At 70.0% G+C, this 19,310-nt stretch carries 16 protein-coding genes; 7 read left to right on the top strand and 9 right to left on the bottom strand.

Annotated elements, in window-relative coordinates; translation table 11 throughout:
* The first annotated feature begins 38 nt into the window (after positions 1-38).
* The gene (locus MFF01_RS01490; RefSeq protein ID WP_238221340.1) at positions 39-722 is read left to right on the top strand and encodes a DUF1007 family protein; all 684 of its coding nucleotides are present in this window, start codon (positions 39-41) and stop codon (positions 720-722) included.
* The gene (locus tag MFF01_RS01485; protein WP_238221339.1) at positions 713-1,723 is read left to right on the top strand and encodes a nickel/cobalt transporter; all 1,011 of its coding nucleotides are present in this window, start codon (positions 713-715) and stop codon (positions 1,721-1,723) included. Before MFF01_RS01490 ends, MFF01_RS01485 begins: the two co-directional genes overlap by 10 nt.
* A gap of 5 nt (positions 1,724-1,728) precedes the next feature.
* On the opposite strand, the gene MFF01_RS01480 is transcribed toward MFF01_RS01485, so the two are convergent.
* The gene (locus MFF01_RS01480; RefSeq protein ID WP_238221338.1) at positions 1,729-2,319 is read right to left on the bottom strand and encodes a histidine phosphatase family protein; all 591 of its coding nucleotides are present in this window, start codon (positions 2,317-2,319) and stop codon (positions 1,729-1,731) included.
* A gap of 144 nt (positions 2,320-2,463) precedes the next feature.
* On the opposite strand from MFF01_RS01480, the gene MFF01_RS01475 reads away from it, so the two are divergent.
* Positions 2,464-3,483 carry a tyrosine recombinase XerC gene (locus MFF01_RS01475; RefSeq protein WP_238221337.1) on the top strand — a complete coding sequence of 340 codons (1,020 nt, stop codon included), beginning with the start codon at positions 2,464-2,466 and terminating at the stop codon, positions 3,481-3,483.
* Between the two features lie 197 nt (positions 3,484-3,680).
* Positions 3,681-3,980 carry a hypothetical protein gene (locus MFF01_RS01470; protein ID WP_238221336.1) on the top strand — a complete coding sequence of 100 codons (300 nt, stop codon included), beginning with the start codon at positions 3,681-3,683 and terminating at the stop codon, positions 3,978-3,980.
* A gap of 7 nt (positions 3,981-3,987) precedes the next feature.
* On the opposite strand, the gene gltX is transcribed toward MFF01_RS01470, so the two are convergent.
* The 8 genes from gltX to MFF01_RS01430 form a co-directional block, all read right to left on the bottom strand.
* Positions 3,988-5,334, bottom strand: a complete 1,347-nt coding sequence (gltX, locus tag MFF01_RS01465; RefSeq protein ID WP_238221335.1) for a glutamate--tRNA ligase — start codon at positions 5,332-5,334, stop codon at positions 3,988-3,990.
* Between the two features lie 9 nt (positions 5,335-5,343).
* Complete coding sequence (locus MFF01_RS01460; protein ID WP_238221620.1) at positions 5,344-6,630, bottom strand: hybrid sensor histidine kinase/response regulator; 1,287 nt, start codon at positions 6,628-6,630, stop codon at positions 5,344-5,346.
* A 65-nt stretch (positions 6,631-6,695) separates the two neighbouring features.
* A complete protein-coding gene (locus tag MFF01_RS01455) occupies positions 6,696-7,880 on the bottom strand; it encodes an FIST N-terminal domain-containing protein (protein ID WP_238221334.1) in 1,185 nt (394 codons plus the stop codon).
* Positions 7,881-7,976: 96 nt separating this feature from the next.
* Positions 7,977-8,846 carry a hypothetical protein gene (locus tag MFF01_RS01450; protein WP_238221333.1) on the bottom strand — a complete coding sequence of 290 codons (870 nt, stop codon included), beginning with the start codon at positions 8,844-8,846 and terminating at the stop codon, positions 7,977-7,979.
* Positions 8,843-10,897: a glycosyltransferase gene (locus MFF01_RS01445; protein WP_238221332.1), complete on the bottom strand. Its 2,055-nt coding sequence runs from the start codon at positions 10,895-10,897 to the stop codon at positions 8,843-8,845. The genes MFF01_RS01450 and MFF01_RS01445 overlap by 4 nt, the downstream gene beginning before the upstream one ends.
* Positions 10,894-12,738, bottom strand: coding sequence for a glycosyltransferase (locus tag MFF01_RS01440; protein ID WP_238221331.1), 1,845 nt, complete (start codon positions 12,736-12,738; stop codon positions 10,894-10,896). The genes MFF01_RS01445 and MFF01_RS01440 overlap by 4 nt, the downstream gene beginning before the upstream one ends.
* Entirely contained in the window at positions 12,735-13,406 is a 672-nt protein-coding gene (locus MFF01_RS01435) for a hypothetical protein (protein ID WP_238221330.1), read from the bottom strand. Before MFF01_RS01435 ends, MFF01_RS01440 begins: the two co-directional genes overlap by 4 nt.
* Before the next feature lie 106 nt (positions 13,407-13,512).
* A complete protein-coding gene (locus MFF01_RS01430) occupies positions 13,513-14,910 on the bottom strand; it encodes a M20/M25/M40 family metallo-hydrolase (RefSeq protein WP_238221329.1) in 1,398 nt (465 codons plus the stop codon).
* 218 nt (positions 14,911-15,128) lie between these two features.
* On the opposite strand from MFF01_RS01430, the gene MFF01_RS01425 reads away from it, so the two are divergent.
* The 3 genes from MFF01_RS01425 to MFF01_RS01415 are packed head-to-tail and all read left to right on the top strand — an operon-like array spanning position 15,129 to position 18,910.
* Complete coding sequence (locus tag MFF01_RS01425; protein WP_238221328.1) at positions 15,129-15,635, top strand: (2Fe-2S)-binding protein; 507 nt, start codon at positions 15,129-15,131, stop codon at positions 15,633-15,635.
* A complete protein-coding gene (locus MFF01_RS01420; protein ID WP_238221327.1) occupies positions 15,632-16,645 on the top strand; it encodes an FAD binding domain-containing protein in 1,014 nt (337 codons plus the stop codon). The genes MFF01_RS01425 and MFF01_RS01420 overlap by 4 nt, the downstream gene beginning before the upstream one ends.
* 12 nt (positions 16,646-16,657) lie before the next feature.
* Positions 16,658-18,910, top strand: coding sequence for a xanthine dehydrogenase family protein molybdopterin-binding subunit (locus tag MFF01_RS01415; RefSeq protein WP_238221326.1), 2,253 nt, complete (start codon positions 16,658-16,660; stop codon positions 18,908-18,910).
* The last annotated feature ends 400 nt before the right edge of the window (positions 18,911-19,310 follow it).

Below are 19,310 nucleotides of genomic sequence, written 5' to 3'. Positions count from 1 at the left end.
TACGCTTCCTTCAGCATGAATCGCGAGCGTACCGACCCATGCCGAACGCGACGCGACATCCCCTTCTCGCTGTCCTGAAGCCGGGTCTGGCCCTCGCGGCGAGCCTCGCGCTCACCGGGATTGCCCAGGCGCACCCTCACGTCTTCGTGACCTCCAAGGCGGAGATCGCCTATGGCGAGGGCGGGCGCGTCACCGGCATCCGCAACGCCTGGACCTTCGATCCGTCCTATTCCGCCTTCGTGGTGCAGGGCCTCGACACCAACGGCGACGGCACCTACTCGCCCGACGAACTGGCGAATCTCGCCCGCGAGAACACCGCGAACCTGGCTGAGTTCGGTTACTTCACCAAGCTCAAGATCGCCGGGAAGGAACAGCTCTTCGCCGATCCGACCGAGCCGCGCATGAGCATGGTGGACGGCAAGCTCACCATGACCTTCCTCCTCCCCCTCAAGACCCCGGTGGCGCCGGGGCGTGGGGTGGCGGCCCTCGAGATCTACGACCCCACCTATTTCGTCGCCTTCGCGTTGTCGGAGGACGCCGATGCCGCCCGCCTCACGGGCGCGCCCGCCGGCTGCGCCGCCACGGTGACCCGGCCGAAGCCCGTGGCGACCAAGACCGCCGACGCGAAGCCCGGCATGTCGGAAGCCTTCTTCGAGGCCCTCACCGCCGCCGCCAATTACGGCAGCCAATTCGCCAACCGGATCATCGTCGCGTGTCCGTAGGCGTCGCCCTCGCCGAGCGGCCGCCGTCCCTCCTCGGCCGCCGCCTCGTTTTGGCCGTCGGCGCGACGGTGCTCGCCGCCGGGCTGCTCACGGGCCTGATGCTCGCCCTTGGGCCGGACGTGGCGGCGCCGCCACCGCGCTCGCCCTTCGGCATCGGCTTTCGCGAGGCCGCCCCCGCCGCCAGCGGCCTCGGCGGCTGGATCCTCGCCCTGCAATCGAGCTTTTCCCGGAGCCTTCAGGCGGCGCTCCAGGGCATCAAGGCCGGCGGTGGCTGGGGGCCGATGCTGCTGCTCGGCTTCAGCTACGGCATCTTCCATGCCGCCGGGCCCGGACACGGGAAGGCGGTGATCGCCGGCTACATCGTTGCCGGGGAACGGGCGCTGGCCCGCGGCTTTTCCCTGAGCTTCGCCGCCGCCCTGCTCCAGGCTCTAGTGGCGGTGGCCATCGTCGGCATCGGCAGCCTTCTCCTCCGCACCACCGCCGCTTCGATGACCCGCGCCGGCACCGTCATCGAGACCGTGAGCTTCGCCTTGGTGGCGGGCCTCGGTCTCGCGATCACCTGGCGCAAGGCCGGGCGGCTCGCCGCCCTCGGGCGGGATGTCCCGGCGAACGCCTGTGGCCCGGCCTGCGGCCACGTCCACCTCAGTGACGGCGCAGCGCTCGCCCGCCTCGGCACCTGGCGCGAGCGGGCCGGCGTGGTGCTCGCCGCCGGCTCGCGCCCCTGCGCCGGAGCGGTCCTCATCCTCGTGTTCGCCGCATCCCAGAACATGATCTGGGCCGGCATCGCCGCCACCTTCGCCATGGCACTCGGCACGGCGCTCACCACGGGGGCCCTGGCGAGCCTCGCCGTCTTCGCCAAGGCCCTTGCCCTGCGTCTCGCCGGGGGGCGGGGGGAAGCCGGCACCCGGGCGGTGGCCGGCCTCGAACTCCTCGCCGGCGCCTTCGTGCTCGTGCTCGGCGCTGCCATGCTCACGGGCCTCGCCTTCGCGTCGGGCGGCTGAACGCCTCAGGCCCGCCGGGTGATCCGGTCGAGGCCGAGGTCGAGTTCGACGGTCTCGCAGTTGTCGAGCCACACGCCGGTAAGGTGGAAGAAGAACGTGCCGTGGCCCACCACCGCGATGGTCCGCTCGGGCCTCGCCGCCAGCCAATCGCGAAACGCCGCGACGCGATCGTCGAACAGGGTGCGGGGCTCGATGTGGATGCCGTCGGCATCGGGCTCGCCCTCCGCATGCCACCAGATCTCGGGCAGGTGATCGACGGCGACGTCGGGGAACTCGGCGGCGAGCACGGATGCCGCCCGCCCGACGTCGCAGCTGCTCTCCTGGCACTCCCGGTGCAGCACCTCCACGAGAATCCGCGGCTCCGCCGGGTGGCCGGTGAAGATGCCCTTCGTGGTCTGGATCGCCCGGGTCAGGGGCGAGGTCACCACGAGGTCGAAGGGAATGTCATGGAGATCGGCGCGGGCCGCCGCCACCTGGGCCTGTCCCCGCTCGGTCAGGCGGGCATCGATGTGGCCGGGGTCGCGCCCCGTGAGGCGGTGGGCGGCGTTGAAGGTCGATTCGCCGTGGCGGATGCAGACGATGCGCGTCGGGGTCATGGGGATCCGTCGTGGAGGGGCAGGAGCTACGGCCGAGATAGGCGGCAGGCCATGATGCGGAAAGGGCGGCGTCGCACCGCGCCCTAACGGAGCGTCAACCGAGGGGGCGTTGAGTGGGCGGCCAGTCAACTGCCGGATCGCCCCATGCTCCAGCTTACGCCGCCCCCGCCGGACACCGTCGCGGACGCAGTTCCGGACGCTCTGGCGTTCCCGGGCGACGCCGCCCTCCGGATCGCCTTCGACACCTGGCAGGACGCGTTGCTGCGCGAGCGCCGGATGGCGGGCAACACGGCGGAAGCCTATGCCCGCGACCTGCGCCAGTTCCTCGCCCACCAGCAGGCCCGGCACGGATGCCCGACCATTCCAGCCCTCATCGCCCTCAAGCCCCGCGACCTGCGCGGCTTCCTCGCCGCGCGCCGGGCCGAGGGCATCGGCGGGCGCTCGCTCATGCGCCAACTCGCGGGCCTGCGCTCCTTCGCCCGCCATCTCGCCCGTGAGGGCCACGGCACCGTGGCGGCGCTCGGCGCCGTGCGCTCGCCGAAGGTGGAGCGCCGCCTGCCCCGGCCGATTCCGATCCCCGCCGCGAAAGCCATGACCGGCACGGCCCTGCGCGACGGCGAGGACCGCGAGCCCTGGGTGATCGCCCGCGACGCGGCGGTGATCGCGCTGCTCTACGGCTCGGGGCTTCGCATCTCGGAGGCGCTGGGCCTTCCCGCCAAGGATGCGCCCGGGCCGGGCATCGATTCGGTCACCGTCGCCGGCAAGGGCGGCAAGATGCGGATGGTGCCGGTGCTCCCGGCCGTGCAGCAGGCGATGGCCGCCTATCGCGCCGCCTGCCCCTATGCCCTAGACCCGGACGGGCCGCTGTTCGTCGGCGCCAAGGGCGGCCCGCTCTCACCCCGGATCATCCAATACGCCGTCGCCGCCATGCGCGGGGCCCTGGGCTTGCCTCCGAGCGCGACGCCGCACGCCCTGCGCCACTCCTTCGCCACGCATCTGCTGGGCCGCCAGGGCGAATTGCGGGCGATCCAGGAGCTGCTCGGCCACGCCTCCCTCTCGACGACCCAGCTCTACACCAAGGTCGACGCCACCCGGCTCATGGATGCGTTCGATGCCGCGCATCCGCGCGCGGGGGCGGGCCGGCGGGCACCGAGCGCGGCCTGATCGGACGCTCGGGTCTCGTCGCCCGTCGATCCGATGCAAGCCGATTGACGGCAACTTGGAGCGCCGGCCCGGAAGGGCGACACCGGCTTTCGGGAAAGGCGCCGATCTGAAGACAAGGACCGGGCGCGACCGACGCCGCTTGCGCACACCGCCAGGGAGCACCAACTCGGTGAGAGACGGTACATCCAAGGATTGGTATGGCACGCTTCATTGCGATCGAGAAAATCACCGGACGGGTCTACGGCGATACGGCCCGGTTCGGTCCAGCCGGCAACGTGGCGTCCCCCGCCGATGCGGTGTGCCTGTTCGACCGTCAGCTTGGACGGGCGCCCCGGGGTTTCGGTCACGTCGGCCCCACGAGCCGTGCCGCGAGCTACGACGTCTACAGCATCGAACGGTCGGACTCCGATCGCCCCACTGCGAACGACACCGAAGCCCATGCTCTCGTGCACGCGCATGGATCTTGGGTGGTTGGTCTCGTGACCTACAATTCCTGAGGCACTCCTACGCCAACCGCTCCAGCACTCGTGCGCGCCCGATCAGCGGCAGCAGGCCGGCGAGATCCGGCCCGTGTTCGAGGCCGGTGAGCGCGAGGCGCAGGGGCATGAACAGGGCCTTGCCTTTGGCCCCGGTCCGCGCCTTCACGGCGCCGGTCCAGGTCTTCCAGGTTTCCCCGTCCCACGGCTCGGGCGGCAGGAGTTCGGCGGCCGTCGCGGTGAAGGCCGGATCGGCGATCACCGGCGCGACGGGTCCGGTGATCACGCGCCACCAATCGCCGGCCTCGGCGACCTTGGCGAGGTTCGCCCGGACGGAAAGCCAGAACGGCTCCATGATATTGTCGGGCAGGCCGAGGGCGTGCAGGCGGTCGCGGACCTCCTCGACGGGCATGGCATGGATGAGCCGGGCGTTGAGGCCGTCGAGTTCATGCGGATCGAACTTCGCCGGCGCCCGCGAGATGTGGGCGAGATCGACGAGGCCGGCGAGTTCGTCGAGGGACGCCACCGCCCGCACCGCCTCGGCCGAGCCCGTGAGGACCGCGAGCGAGCGCACCGATGCCGGCTCGTAGCCGGCCTCGCGCAAGCCCCGCAGCGAGAGGTGGCCGAGGCGCTTCGACAGCCCCTCCCCGTCCGCCGTGGTCAGCAGGTTGTGGTGGCCGAAGACCGGCACCGGATGGCCGAGAGCTTCGAAGATTTGAACCTGCACGCCGGTGTTGGTGACGTGGTCCTCGCCCCGGATCACGTGGGTGATGCTCAAGTCCGCGTCGTCCACTACCGAGGGCAGGGTGTAGAGGTAGGTGCCGTCCGCCCGGATCAACACGGGGTCGGACAGGGAGGCGCAATCGACATGGGCCTCGCCGCGCACGAGATCCGTCCAGGCGACGGTTCGCGGTTCGAGCTTGAACCGCCAATGGGGCTTGCGCCCCTCCGCTTCCAGGGCGGCGCGCTCCGCCTCGGTGAGGTTGAGCGATGCCCGGTCGTAGATGGGCGGCTGGTCGCGCCCGAGCTGGCGCCGGCGGCGGCGCTCGAGTTCTTCCTGGGTCTCGTAGCAGGGATAGAGCCGCCCGACGGCCTTGAGGCGTTCGGCCGCCGCATCGTGGATCGCCGCCCGGTCGGACTGGCGGGCCCGCAGATCCGGCACGATGCCGAGCCAGGCGAGATCGGTCTCAACGGCGTCGGCGAATTCCTGCGTCGAGCGTTCCCGGTCGGTGTCGTCGAGACGCAGGAGGAAGCGCCCGCCCCGCGCCCGCGCGAACAGGTAATTGAGCAGCGCCGGCCGGGCGTTGCCGAGGTGGAGATAGCCCGTGGGCGACGGCGCGAAGCGCACCAGGGGAGCGGCGTGATCGATGGTCATGGAAAGCGTCTAGCAGGCGGCCGGAGATGAGGAAAACGCCGTGCGGGCCAGTAGGGCAGTGAGAAGGGCACGCAGCTGCGCCGGCCGCGTCGGCTTGTGGACGAGTTCCCAACCGAGCGCCGCAACCTCGGCGGCGATTTCGGCGCCGTGGTCGGCGGTGGTGACGATGACGGGCGGCAGCACGCCGGCCGCGCTACGAAAATGCTCGGCGACGGCGAGGCCACAGGCGCCGTTGTCGAGGTGATAATCGAGGATGAGAAGATCCGGCGCGAGGTCGCCCGCTGCCTTCACCCCGGGAAGATCGCGAAACACGACGACCTCGGCCTCCCAGTTGCGTAAGAGCCGGGCGAGGGCGTCGGCCGTGGCGGGGTCGTTCTCGACGACAAGGATCTTCGCGCCCGTCAGGCGGGTGGCCACGGGACCGACGCGGGCCTCGGCTTCTGGCGGGGCGGGGCTGAGCGGCACGGTGAGGCTCACGCGGGTGCCGTGGCCGGAGCGGGAGGCGAGGGCCAGGGGGTGGGCCAGGGTGGCCGCCATGCGCTGGACGATGGACAGGCCCAGCCCGAGGCCGGGCTCGGAATCTAGGGTCTCGGCTTCGCCGCGATAGAACTCCTCGAACACCAGGGCGCGCTCGGCCGGACTGATCCCGCAGCCCGTATCGATCACCTCGATGCGGACGGCGCCTCCACGCCGCCGCACGGCGATGAGCACGCCGCCGGATGCCGTGTAGCGCAGGGCGTTGGAGACGAGGTTCTGCACGATGCGGCCGAGCATCACGGGATCGCTCGCCACCACGCAATCCCGGCCACGCACGTGCAGGCGCAGGCCCTTGGCCTCGGCGGTGCGCTGGAAGCTCGCCGCGATGCCGGCGAGGAGATCGGACAGGCGTAACGGTCGGATCGCCGGGCGCACGACACCGGCATCGAGCTTCGAGATGTCGAGGAGGGTCTTGATCAGATCCTCGATGGTCTGCAGCCCGCGCTCGATCTGCCCGGAGATCGCCAGGGCCTCGGGGGTGAGGGGCATGTCGGCGAGCGCCGAGGCCGAGAGCCGGGCGGCGTTGAGGGGCTGAAGCAGGTCGTGGCTGGCGGCGGCGAGGAACCGGGTTTTGGAGCGGTTGGCGGTCTCGGCCTCCTCCTTGGCCGCCACCAGGGCGGTGTTGGAGCGCTCCAGGCTGTGCATCAGCCCCGTCAGTTCCTCCGTGCGGGCACGGACGCGTCCCTCCAGCATGATCGCGGTCTGGAACAGGGAGTAGGCGCTGCCCTGCTGGTCCATGCTGCGCTCGACATGGGCCATGAGCGCGGCGTTGATGCGCTCGAGCTTGGCGATGCGGCGCGCGCTCTCGGTGTCGAGGGCGAGGCTCACGGGGCAGGGCTCGGAGGCGGCCGCCGCCCAATGGCGATCCCCGTGAAGGTCTGGTTGAGGTGCATGGCGCGGTACTGCTCGCCGTAGGTCTCGAAGCCGACGACGTCGTAGCGCCGGTAGAGGTCGCAGATGCCGTGGCGGACTTGGGCGTGCTCGGCGTCGAGGCGGCGCAGGATGCAGTCGAAGCCGATGACGAGGTCGAGGCCGCCGAGTTCGGCGTCGAGGCGTTCGAGTTCGGTGCGTGTGGCGGCGACGATGTCGCGCGGCCGGGCCAGGGTGAGCACCACCCCCTCGTCGATGGCGCAGAAGAAGCTGAGCGATCCGTCCTCCGGGTCGAGGCGGCGGATGGAGCGGCAGAAATACTCGCCGCCGATCCGCACCGCCAACGGGTAGGCGGCAAAGCTCATGGGCGAGAGCCCTTCGGGGTCGAGGCCCACCGCCATGGCGTATTCGCGCGCCGCCGGCTCGGCGTTGAGTTCGTAGACGATGCGGCGCTCGTTGTCGGAGGCCGTTACCACGAACTTCGTCGTCGTCGGCTCGAAGTTGTCGCTCTTGAAGATCTTCGTCGGATAGGCCGTCTCGACGAGGAGCAGCACGGCGGCCCGCCGGTGGATCGCGCCGCCGTGCAGGAGGGTCGCCTCGCGAAAATCGAGGCCGTCGCCGGCCGAGCCACCCACGATGGGAATGCCGTCGAGCGCCCAGGCGATGGCCGAGACCACGGTCTCCTCGGCATTGGCGAGACCATCGATGAGCGAGAGGGCGAAGCGGCCACCGGGCGCGGGCTCGGCAGCCTCGCCGTCGAGGGCGCGGCGGAGCGCCCGCACGGAGGCCGCCGTGCGGGCGACGTCGCGGTGGTCGATGGCGTCGAGCACGGTCGAGACGATGCGAAAGCCCACTCTCGGAAACGCGATGAGCACCAGGCCGCGCGCAAGCCCGCCCGCCGGGCTGATCCCGCCCGACATGGTGCACCCCGCGACCGGAACACCGGGAAAGCCTTCGGCCAACGCCCGGTTGAGGGCCTCGACGCAGTAATCGGACGAGAAGAACACCACGATCTGCGACAGGTCCGCCGGGCCGATGGCGCGCGCGAGTTCGCCCACGGCGAGCTCCGCCTCGGGCGCCTCCGTCCAGGCCGTCCTGATCCCGCACAGATGCGTGCGCACCTGCGTGCCCTCACTCACGGTCCGCTCCCGCCCGACGAAGGTGGGGCTTGGCACCCTTTGTCCCTTCGCCGGCAAGTCTGTCAGTCCGCCCGGGCGCGTGCAAGCGCCGGTGCTTCAGGGGGTCGGTCCCCGGATGGAGAGGCAGCCGCCCCCGCCGAGGGCGCACAGGCGCGGCTGCTCGGGCAGGAGGTCCCAGAGCCGGGCCTCGGCGTAGCGCAGCAGGATCGCGCCATCCCCATCACGGCCGTGGAAGGCCTGCTCCAGGGCGAGGATCACGGTCGGGCGTGGCGGATGGGGCCTCAGGGTGGTGTCGAATTCCAGGGTGACGGCCTCCTGAACGCCGTCCGAAAACTCCTCCAGGGTCTCGACGAGGGCGGCGACCTCGGCGCCGTCGAGGGTCAACACGAGGCAGATCCGGGGGGCGTGGTCGGGACAGGCCGCGACGGCCACGTCGCGCCGGAAGGTGAGGGCGAAGCGCGTGGCGCCATCGGCGGGGTAGTCCCAGCGATGCGCCGCTCGCACGCCGGCCAGCGCCACCCACTGGTTCGGATCGGAGGCGGAGGGCGCGGCGATCCGGCCTTCGGGCCGGCCGTCCTGACGATAATGCAGCAGGGGGTTGATGCCCGCCCGCCCGACATCGGGATAGCGGGCGAGATACATCAGCGTGCTGAAGGCCGGGCTCGGATCGAGACCGGCGGCGGACCCCGCGCGCAGGTAGTGCCGGACGGGATCGAGGCGGGTCGGTCCACTTTGGCGGCGATAGAACGCCGTGTCGAAATCTGCGTTCGGATCGTAGCCGCGCCCGGCACCGCGCCAGACGTAATGAAGGTAGGGGTCGAGGCCCGAGCGGGCGACGTCCGGATAGGTAGACCGGTAGAAGACGGAGTCGAACAGCCGAGGCACGCGACCGATGACGAGCCGGCGAACGAGGCCGCTCGCCAGGGCGACGAGGCGTTGGCGGGAGCTGGACGGAAGGATGCTCATGCGAAGGTCGGGGCCTCGCAAAGGTGCCGCAGGGTCTGCGCATAGGCGGTCGGATCGCACTCGTCCCTGATCCGGGCGAGGCCCGCCGCCTGAACCGCGCTCCAGAGGGCTTCGTCGGTGTGGAGGTCCGCCAGGGCCTCGGCGAACCCGGCCGGGTCGCGCCAGTCGCGGACGAGGGAACCGGTGCCGTCCGGCCAGCCGATCTGCTCGGCGAGGATCGGCGTGACGACCCCCGGCACGCCCCACGCCACGGTCTCGTGGACCTTGTGGGGGATGCCGGCGGCAAAGCGCGTCGGGGCCAGGGCCACGCGGGCGGCGTCGAGGACGGGACCCACCGCGTCGACCCGGCCGAGGATGCGCACGCCCTCGCCCGTTAGGCGCTCGCGGATCGAGGGCGCCACGGCGCCGACCAGGGTGACGTGGGCCCGTGGCAACCGCGCCCGCAGGTGCGACCAGACCTCGGCGAAGAACCAGTCGAGGGAATCGATATTGGGCTCGCCCTCGCGGGCGAGCGACCCGAGAAACACGAAGCCGTCGCGGGCGGCAAAACCCGGCGCGGCGTCGCGGGCGGTCAGAGCGTGGCCCAGCACGGTGGCGTTGGGGACGCCGTGCGCGCGCAGCACCCGCGCCTCGGCTTGCGAGACGCAGACCACATGGTCGGCGACCGCGAAGTGACGGGTTTCGCGGGTGCAGGCACGGGCCAGGGCGGGGCCGTTGGCGGGGGCGCCCGACAGGGCCTCGGTGACGAAGCCGCGCAGGGCGAAGACCGCTTCTGAATCGAACACGACGCGCGTGCGCCCGACATCGCGGGGGGTGAGGCCGAGATCGTGCAGCACGCCGCAGACCCGGTCGATGTTCGGCGGCCGGCTGACCCAGAGCACGTCGTAGTAGTCCGGCCGTTCCTGCACGAGGCGGCGCAGGCCCGCCTCGCCGCAGGGCTCGACGATCTCGATGCGGGTTGAGAGATCGCGGTAGAGCCGGCCCGGCTCCTCGCGCTCGCCATGGAGCGAGGCGAGGGTCACCGCGTAGCCCAGATCCGCCATGGCGTTGAGGATATGGTTGGCGCGCGGCAGGCCGGCGCCGAGGTCGAGATGGGGCGCCCGGTCCTCGACGTAGAGGATGCGCAGCGCCCAGGGGTCGTGGTCGCGGGCGGCGAACCCCGTGCGCTGCGGGCCTTGGCCAAACAGCCAGGCGGCGTGGCGATCGCGGAACCGCGCGCGGTTGCGGTCGAGCAGTTGCTCGACGTCGTCACGCCGGGCGCTCGTCACGTTCTCGACGTGGATCGCGATGGCGCGGGGCTGGTAGACCACCCGGCGCCCGGCCTGATGGCAGCGCACGCACAGGTCGGTGTCCTCGAAATAGGCCGGTGCGAACAGATCGTCGAAGCCGCCGAGCTGCCGGAACAGGCCGGCCTCGATCATCAGCACCGCGCCCGAGACGTAGCCGACCTCGCGGGCGAAGGAGGCTTCCGCCGCGAACGGGTCGGCCCCGCCCCGGCCGTACGGATGGGTGGTCTGGGCGTCGTCGCGAAAATTCGCCCCCGCCTCCTGCAGGAGGCCACCGGGAAACACCAGGCGGGCCCCGGCGATGCCGACATCGTCGAACTCGCCGAAGGTGTCGAGGAGGGCGCGCAGGGCACCGGGCATGAGATCGACATCGGGATTGAGAAACAGGAGATAATCGCCCCGCGCCTGCGCCGCCCCGGCATTGCAGGCGGGGCCGAAGCCTGTGTTCTCGTCGTTCAGCAGCACCGTGGCGCCGTCGATCCGTTCGAACAGGGCGCGGGTCTCCGGATCGGAGGCGTTGTCGACGACGATGACCTCGAACGGGACGCCTCCCAGCCGCTGCCCGGCGGCGAGGCGGTAGAGGGTCCAGGCCAGCATGTGGCGTGCGCCCCGCGCGACGAGGACGATGGAGACGCGCGGCGCCGTTTCGATGCCGAAGCCGATGCGGACGTCGTTGAGGAACAGGGCGTTCCATAGGAGCGCGGCTTCCGCGAGAACCGCCTTGCGGCCGGCGGCGGCATCGAGGGCGTCGAACGGGGACGTCATGCGTGAGGTCCGATGGGCAGCGCGACGCGGCCGATGAGATCGTCGTGCAGGACGAGGAGCACGCTGTCGTTTGCCGGCAAATCGGCTTGTTCCAAGACGAGGCTCGCCGGCACGGCGGAGAGGTCCATGCGGGTCTGGCTTACGAAGGGAAGATCCTGGGCGAGGCCGAGGGGCCGCGCGGCGCCGAGTTGCACTTCCACGGCGGCCTCGGAAGCGATGAGGAAGGCGGCGCCGGGGTGTTGGCCCGTGACGAGATGGCTTGGCAGGGCCAGGGCAAGGGCGATGCGACCCTGCCCGGCCCCGACGATGCGGGCCCGCGCCTCCCAGTCGGGCAAGACCCCCGCGATCTTCACCGCCAAGGCGGCGCGCAGGGCCGGCGGTAGCCTGCGTGTCCGCACCCATTCGGGTGCCAGAGCCACCGCGACCGCTGGCAAGCCGCCAGCGTCCGCGATCTCCGGCCCGGTGCCGGGACGCGCGAACCAGCGTCGCCGTTCCGGCGCATGAGGACCGGCATCCGGCGGAGACATCCGTTCGGTGGCGACGAGGAGGCCGTGTTCGGCACTGTCCCACTCGGAGCCAGCGAGGCCGGTGACGCAGGTGAGGATGCCGACGGGAAGGGCCGTGGTCCGGATCGCGTCGCGCGGCACCTCCGATGGAGCTTCCGCCTCCGTCTCCGGATCGGCCCCGACATGGTGGCGCAGGAGCGCGAGGAGCGCCGTTTCCGCAGAGTGCGTGACGCCATTGTAGTCGGCAAATAGACTGGCGCAGACCTCGGTCAGACTGGCGAGGCCCGCCGCGTCGTCCGATAGGGCGAGCACCGCAGCCTTGACCTCCGCCACGGTCTCGCAGCGATGGGCTGGATCGGAGGGTGAAAATCCCTCGAAACCGATCCGGGTACCGATGACCGGGACGCCGAAGGACAGGGCTTCGGCGACCTTCATCTTCAGGCCGCTGCCCATGAGCATGGGCGCGACCACAAGGTCGACGCGATCGTAGAAATCCTCTAGCCGCGCGACATAGCCGGCTAACTCGACACCCGGACGGGGCGCAGTGCCGAGACCCGTGCAGATCTCGCCCGCGATCACCAGAACCGGACGGCCCGGCGTCCAATCCGTGCTCCAGGCATCGATGAAACGGCCGATGGAGAACAGGTTCGGATCGTTGCCATGGCCGATGAAGCCGATGCGGGCGAGGTGCGCGGGCGCGCGGAACGGCCGCCGCGTCGGGAAATGCGGAGGCAGCAGATGGACCCGGGCGCGGGTGAGGCCCACGAAATAGGCCGCCTCCTCCGCTTGGATCGCCAGCACGATATCGGCCCGGTCGAGCCCCTCCGCCTCGCCCGCCGCGTCCGTGTAGAAGAAGTTCGGCTCGGCCCGGAACGGGCGATACTGCGCCTGCCGATCGGCGAAGCGGTCGTGGGTGTCGATGAGGGTGAGGATCCCGGCCGGCACCGCCGCGAGGCAGCGCGACAGGAACACGTAGTTCACGAGGACGATGCGGGTCTCGGGGTAGGTCGCGCAGTACCACGCCACGAACTCTACCACCTCGTCGGGGCACCAGTCGTCGAGGCCGAAATGCCGCGCCCGGGTCTTCAGGGGGATCGCCGCGCCGGGCTCGATGCGGAAGGTGCGTTGGAAGGTCTCCGCCATGGCCGCCGCGTCCGTGGGCGGGTGCTGTCCGAAGCGGCGGTAGATCTGATCCTCGTGGGCGAAATAGGCGAGATCGACGGCAAACCCGCCGCGCACGAGGGACTCGCAGGTGGTGACGAGGCGGCGCCGGTTGCCGGCGCTCGTCGGAAAAGCCGGCATCGGGGCGATGACGAGGACAGTCGGTCGGGTCATGGCGCGACCCGCGCGACGTCGACGCCACCGGGCCGGACGAGGAGGGCGGCATCGGTCGGGCCCCGGCCGGGTTCGCCTCCGACGCGCGCGAGGTCGAGGAGGGTCCGGGGCTCGGGGCCGAACGTCAGGCTGGCCCGTACGACGCGGCAGCAACGCCAGAGGGAGTCCGCCCGCAGCACGAGGTAATCCGGCACGCCGGCCCCCGTCAGGCTCACCTCGGTCTCGCCCGTCACGGCGAGCACGGGACCGGCCGGGCCCTCGTACGCCCCGGCGAGGGCCGACAGGGCGGGCCCCAGGTGCGGCAGCAATCCGGCCAGACGCTCGACGGTCGCGGGCGTCAGGCCCCCAAGGATCGCGGGACACAGGGCTGCCCACGCCGCCGCGTCGAGGGTCGCGACGGGCAGGGGGGCGGACAACGCTACCGTGAGGTCGTGGAAATGCGTTGCGACGGTGAGACGGCCGGGCGGCCCATCGGCCGCGAACACGACGAGGGCCGTGGGCTCGGCCATGGCCCGCCCCAGGCCGCAGAACGCCCAGGTCAGAAGGTCGCCTTCGCCAAGCCCCAGGGGAATCGGCAGGGCGGTCGACAGGGGATAGCGGGCGACGAACAGCCCCTCGCCTGCCGCGAACAGCTGCCCGGCGGCGGTCTTGCCGGACGGGTCCGTCATGCGGGCCGGCTCCTCCCCCGGACGCGAGCCCGCCCCTCGCACCGGGCGAGGCCGCTCATGCGCGAGCCATCCTGTCTCTCACGAGGTGCAAGATCGTGAGCCGCCCCTAGGCCGCCCGCCCGGCGGCGCCGAAGGCGGCCAGGATGCGAGCCCAGGAGCGGGTGCCCTTGTGGAAGCTCGTGAGGCTGTACTTCTCGTTGGGTGAATGAATACGGTCGTCGTCGAGGCCGAAGCCGATGAGCAGGGTGTTGCGGTCCAACAATCTTTTGAAGTCGCCCACGATGGGGATCGAGCCGCCGGCCCCGATGGTCACGGCGGGCACGCCCCATTCCTCGGCGAGCGCCGCGCGGGCGAGGTCGAGTTCCGGCATGTCGAACGGCAGGCTGATGGCGCGGCTGCCCTTGTAGCAGATCACCTCCACGGAGCAGTCGGCCGGGATGCGCTCACGCACGAACGCCTCGAAGGTCCGAGCCAGGACTTCGGGATCCTGGTCGTCCACGAGGCGGAACGAGACCTTGGCGCTGGCTTGCCCCGCGATCACCGTCTTGGTGCCCTCGCCGGTGTAGCCGCCGATGATGCCGTTCACGTCACAGGCCGGGCGCGACTGGATGAGTTCGATGAGCATGCGGCCCCGCTCGCCGGCGGGCTCGTGGAGGCCGATGGGACCCAAGAATTTCTCCGCCGTGAAGTCGAGGCCCTTCCACTGCTCGAGGATCTCCGGCGGGGTCTCGCGCACGCCCTCGTAGAAGCCCGGCAGGGCGATCTTGCCGTCGGCATCGTGCAGGTCGGCGATGATCTTCGAAAGAACATGGATGGGGTTGCGCGCCGCGCCCCCGAAGAAGCCCGAATGCAGGTCGCGGTCGGCGCACGTCACCTTCACCTCGAAATAGGCGAGACCGCGCAAGGATGTGGTGATGGCCGGGGTCGTCGGGTTCCACATGCTCGTGTCGCACACGAGCACGATGTCGGCCCCGAGTTTTTCGCGGTTGGCCGCGACCCATTCGGGCAGGCCCTGGGAGCCGTTCTCTTCTGCGCCCTCGATGAGAATCGTGACGCCGCAGGGAAGCTCCCCCTCCATGGCCTTCCAGGCCCGGCAGGCCTCGATGAAGGTCATCACCTGGCCCTTGTCGTCCGAGGCGCCGCGCCCGACGATCTCCTGCTCGCCCCTGGCGTTCTTCGCCATGCGCGGCTCGAAGGGGGGCGTCTCCCACAGGGCCAGGGGGTCCACGGGCTGCACGTCGTAATGCCCGTAGAACAGCACATGCGGTGTGCCGGGCTTCGGCGCATGGGCCAGCACCACCGGGTGCAGCGAGGTCTCGTGAATGGCGGTCTCGAAGCCCAAAGCCGTCAGGGTGCCCTCCAGCCACTGCGCCGCCTCGCGGCAGGGAGCGGCATAGGCGGGATCGGTGGAAACGGAGGGAATGCGCAGGAACGCGAACAGGCGCTCGAGGGCGTTGTCGAGATCGCGGTCGATGTCGTTGAGAACGGGAGCGAGCGCGGCCATCGGACGTCCTTCGACTGGATTCGCACCTGGGTTAACCGAGGTGCCGGAAGGGCGCAAACCCGTGCGGGGCCGCGGACCAGGGAACAGGGACAATCTGGAACGGTTATCGAGTGAACCGGCTGCGGGTGGATGATTTTTCCCAGCCCGGCCGTCGCGACGCCATTCCCGAAGCCCGGCGCCCATCGATGCGGCCGCCGCTCCTGTCACGGACACACGCCATGCTTATCGAAAGCGGGTCGCCCGGTGCGGCGAACACCATCGCCATCAACCTGACGATCAACGGGCAGCCTCGCACCCTCGACGTCGCCCCCTGGACCACCCTCCTCGACCTCCTGCGCGAGACCCTCGACCTCACCGGCACCAAGAAGGGCTGCGACCATGGCCAGTGCGGCGCCTGCACGGTGCTCGTCGACGGCGTGCGCATCAATTCCTGCCTCACCTTCGCGGTGATGAAGGACGGGGCCAGCATCACAACCGTCGAGGGGCTCGCCGAAGGCGCCGGATTGCATCCCCTCCAGGCGGCCTTCGTCGAGCACGATGCGTTCCAATGCGGCTACTGCACGCCCGGCCAGCTCTGCTCGGCGGTCGGCATGATGGCGGAAGGCCACGCCCATTCGCGCGAGGAGATCCGCGAGGCCATGAGCGGCAACATCTGCCGCTGCGGCGCCTACACCAACATCGTCGACGCCATCGAAGACGTGATGCAGTCGGGAGCCGCGAAATGAACCGCTTCGATTACGTCCGGCCCGAGACCGTCGCCGATGCCGTGACGGCCATGGCAGGCGGCAGCAATGCGCGCTTCATCGCCGGCGGCACCAACCTCGTCGACCTGATGAAGTACAATGTCGAGCAGCCCGGCCGCCTCATCGACATCACCCGCCTGCCCTTGAAGACCATCGAAGCCCGCGACGGGGGGCTCAGCATCGGTGCCCTCGTGACGAATTCCACGGTGGCGTACGACCCGGCGGTGAACGAGCGTTATCCGCTCCTCGCCAGCGCGATCTTGGCCGGCGCCTCGGGGCAGTTGCGCAACGCCGCCACCACCGGCGGCAACCTCAACCAGCGCACCCGGTGCTATTATTTCTACGACGAGGCGACGCCCTGCAACAAACGCCAGCCCGGCTCGGGCTGCCCGGCCATCGGCGGGGTCAACCGAATCCACGCGATCTTCGGCACCAGCCCAAACTGCATCGCGACCCATCCCTCCGACATGTGCGTGGGATTGGCCGCCCTCGACGCGACCGTACGGGTCGCGGGCCCCGAGGGTGAGCGCGTGATCCCGTTCGGCGAATACCATCGCCTGCCCGGCGATACGCCCGAACAGGACACCACCCTGAAGCCCGGCGAGATCGTCCTCTCCGTCGATCTGCCCGACGAGGAATTCGGGCCGCATCATACCTACCTGAAGTTGCGCGACCGGCTCTCCTACGCCTTCGCCCTCGTGTCCGTCGCCACTGTGATGAAGCTCGATGGCGACACCATCCGGTCCGCCCGCTTCGCGCTCGGCGGCGTCGCCCACAAGCCGTGGCGCGATGCCGAGGCTGAAGCCTATCTCGCTGGCAAGCCGGCGACGCACGAGACCTTCGCGGCCGCCGCCAACATCGTGGTGGCCGCCGCCCAGCCCCAATCCGAGAACGCGTTCAAGGTCGAACTCGCGCGGCGCGCCATCATCCGCGGCCTGTCACAGGCCGCCGCCGGTACGCCCCAGTCCCAGTCCGACAAGCGCATCGCCTAGAGGTTTTCGCACATGGCCAATTCCATCAACTCTTCCGGCACGGACACCTATGTCGGCACGGCGCGCAGCCGCGTCGATGGTCCGGCCAAGGTCACCGGTCAGGCGAAATATGCGGGCGAGTTCGGGGCCCCCGACCTCGCTCACGGCTACGTGGTATCGAGCGGCATCGCGCGCGGCCGCATCACGGCCATCGACGCGTCCGCCGCCGAGGCGGTGCCCGGCGTCCTCAAGGTGCTCACCCACGAGAACCGTCCGCGCACGGCGTGGCTCGACTACAATTACCAGGACGCCGTCGCCCCGCCCGGTTCGCCGTTTCGGGCGCTCTACGACGACAAGATTCATTACAGCGGCCAGCCCGTCGCCCTCGTGGTGGCGGAAGATTTCGATACGGCGCGTCACGCCGCGTCTCTGGTCAAGGTCGCCTACGAGGCCGAGGCGCCGACCACGGATCTCACCGCGCAGCGCGACCTCGCCTATGATCCGCCCAAGAAGCGCTCGGGCATCAAGCCGCCGCCGGCCCCTTGGGGCGACGCTGCGGGTGCCTACGATGCGGCGCCCATCCGGGTCTCGCAGGACTATCGTTTGGCGGTCGAGCACCACAACCCGATGGAGCCTCATGCCTCCACAGTGGTGTGGGAAGGCGACGGCAAGATCACCGTCTACGACAAGATCCAGGGTGTCGCGAACACCCACGGCTACATCGCCGGCGTTTTCGGGATGAAGAAGGATGACGTGCGCGTCCTCAATCCATATCTCGGCGGCGGCTTCGGCTCGGGCCTGCGCCCGCAATACCAACTGTTCCTGGCAGTCCTCGCCGCCCGCGCCCTGGAGCGCTCGGTCCGCGTCGTCCTGACCCGCGACCAGATGTTCTCCTTCGGCTATCGGCCCGACGTGCTCCAGACCGTGTCGCTCGGCTCCGACGCCGAGGGAGGACTGCAGTCGATCCGGCACGACGCCATCTCGGGCACCTCGAACTTCGAGGATTACCAGGAGGTCGTCGTCAATTGGTCCGGGGTGCTCTACGATTGCGACAACGTCGCGCTCAGCTACAAGCTCGCCCAGCTCGACACCTACACCCCCTCCGACATGCGCGCCCCCGGCGCAGTCACCGGCGTCATGGCGTTGGAGATCGCCATGGACGAACTCGCCCATGAGACGGGGCAAGATCCCATCGCCCTGCGCCTCAAGAACTACAGCGAGTCGGATCGGACCGAGGGCAAGCCGTTCAGCTCCAAGTCCTTGCGGGCGTGCTTCGAGGAGGGTGCGGCACGCTTCGGCTGGTCCACCCGCAACCCGGAACCCCGGTCCATGCGCGACGGGCGCGAGCTCGTCGGCTGGGGCATGGCCACGGGCATCTGGGAATCGATGATGCAGCAATCGGGCGCCCAGGCCACTCTCACGGCCGACGGCAAGCTCGTGGTCGGCAATTCCACCGGCGACATCGGGACCGGCACCTACACCATCCTCACCCAGATCGCCGCCGACACCCTCGGGCTGCGGATGGAGGACGTGACGACGAAGCTCGGCGACACCAACCTCGCCGAGGCTCCCCTCGCCGGCGGCTCGTGGACGGCGGCCTCGTCGGGCACGGCGGTGATGCGGGCGTGCCAGGATCTGGCCAAGCAGCTCTTCACCCTCGCACGCGGCCTCGACGATTCGCCGCTGGCGAACGTCGATTTCGAACGGGCCGTGTTCAAGGATGGACGCATCGCGGTGACCGGTGACGAATCGCGTGGCATCGCCATCACCGACGTGCTTGCGGCCACGGGGACCGATACGCTCGAGGCGACGGGATCGGCCGGTCCGGATGCGGCTCATCAGAAAGCGTTCTCGCCCTACACGCACTCGGCCGTGTTCGTGGAGGTGAAGGTCGACGAGGATCTCGGCGTCGTGCGCGTGACCCGCGTGGTTTCCGCCATCGCGGCGGGCAAGATCATCAATCTCAAGACTGCGCGCAGTCAGATTCTCGGCGGCGTGGTCATGGGAATCGGCTCGGCGCTGGAAGAAGAGTCGATGCTCGACCACACGCTGGGCCGGTTCATGAACCACAACCTCGGCGAATATCACGTGCCCGTGAATGCCGACATCCACGACATCGATGTGATCTTCGTCGACGAGGAGGACAAGGCGAACCCCATGGGTGTGAAGGGCTTGGGCGAAATCGGCATTGTCGGCACGGCTGCGGCGGTAGCCAATGCCGTGTTCCACGCGACGGGTAAGCGCATCCGCGATCTGCCGATCACCATCGACAAGATCCTAGCTTGAACCCTGCTCTACCGCTGACAAACGCCGCATGGTAATCGCACCGGATTCGACAGCGACGCGGCGTTGAGATTTGCACCCGGAACATGTCAGCGTCCCATGGCACTGCAGCGCGATCGTTCATATTGCGCTGCAGCAATTCCTACCCCACTATCAGGGTGGATTGGGAACGGTGGGATGCGGCGTGCTGGAAATCGTGGGTGAGCCGCGAGCCGCGGCACGGATGGCACAGCGCGTGGGGATGACGGCCACGCGATGCGGCACCGCTTCCTTGCATTTCGATCCGTTCGTACCCGGTCATGCCGCCGGCCGACCTGATTCGGCGAGCCAGCGTGCCTTTCCGGTCGCACAGACATGGCATCCGCTCGCTCGACGCGGTCGACGGATCACCAAGTCCGCTTCG

Origin of the sequence: Methylobacterium adhaesivum (assembly GCF_022179065.1) — a bacterium.
In the GTDB taxonomy this organism is placed as follows: Bacteria; Pseudomonadota; Alphaproteobacteria; order Rhizobiales; family Beijerinckiaceae; genus Methylobacterium; species Methylobacterium adhaesivum.
This window is presented reverse-complemented; position numbering and strand designations above follow the sequence as displayed.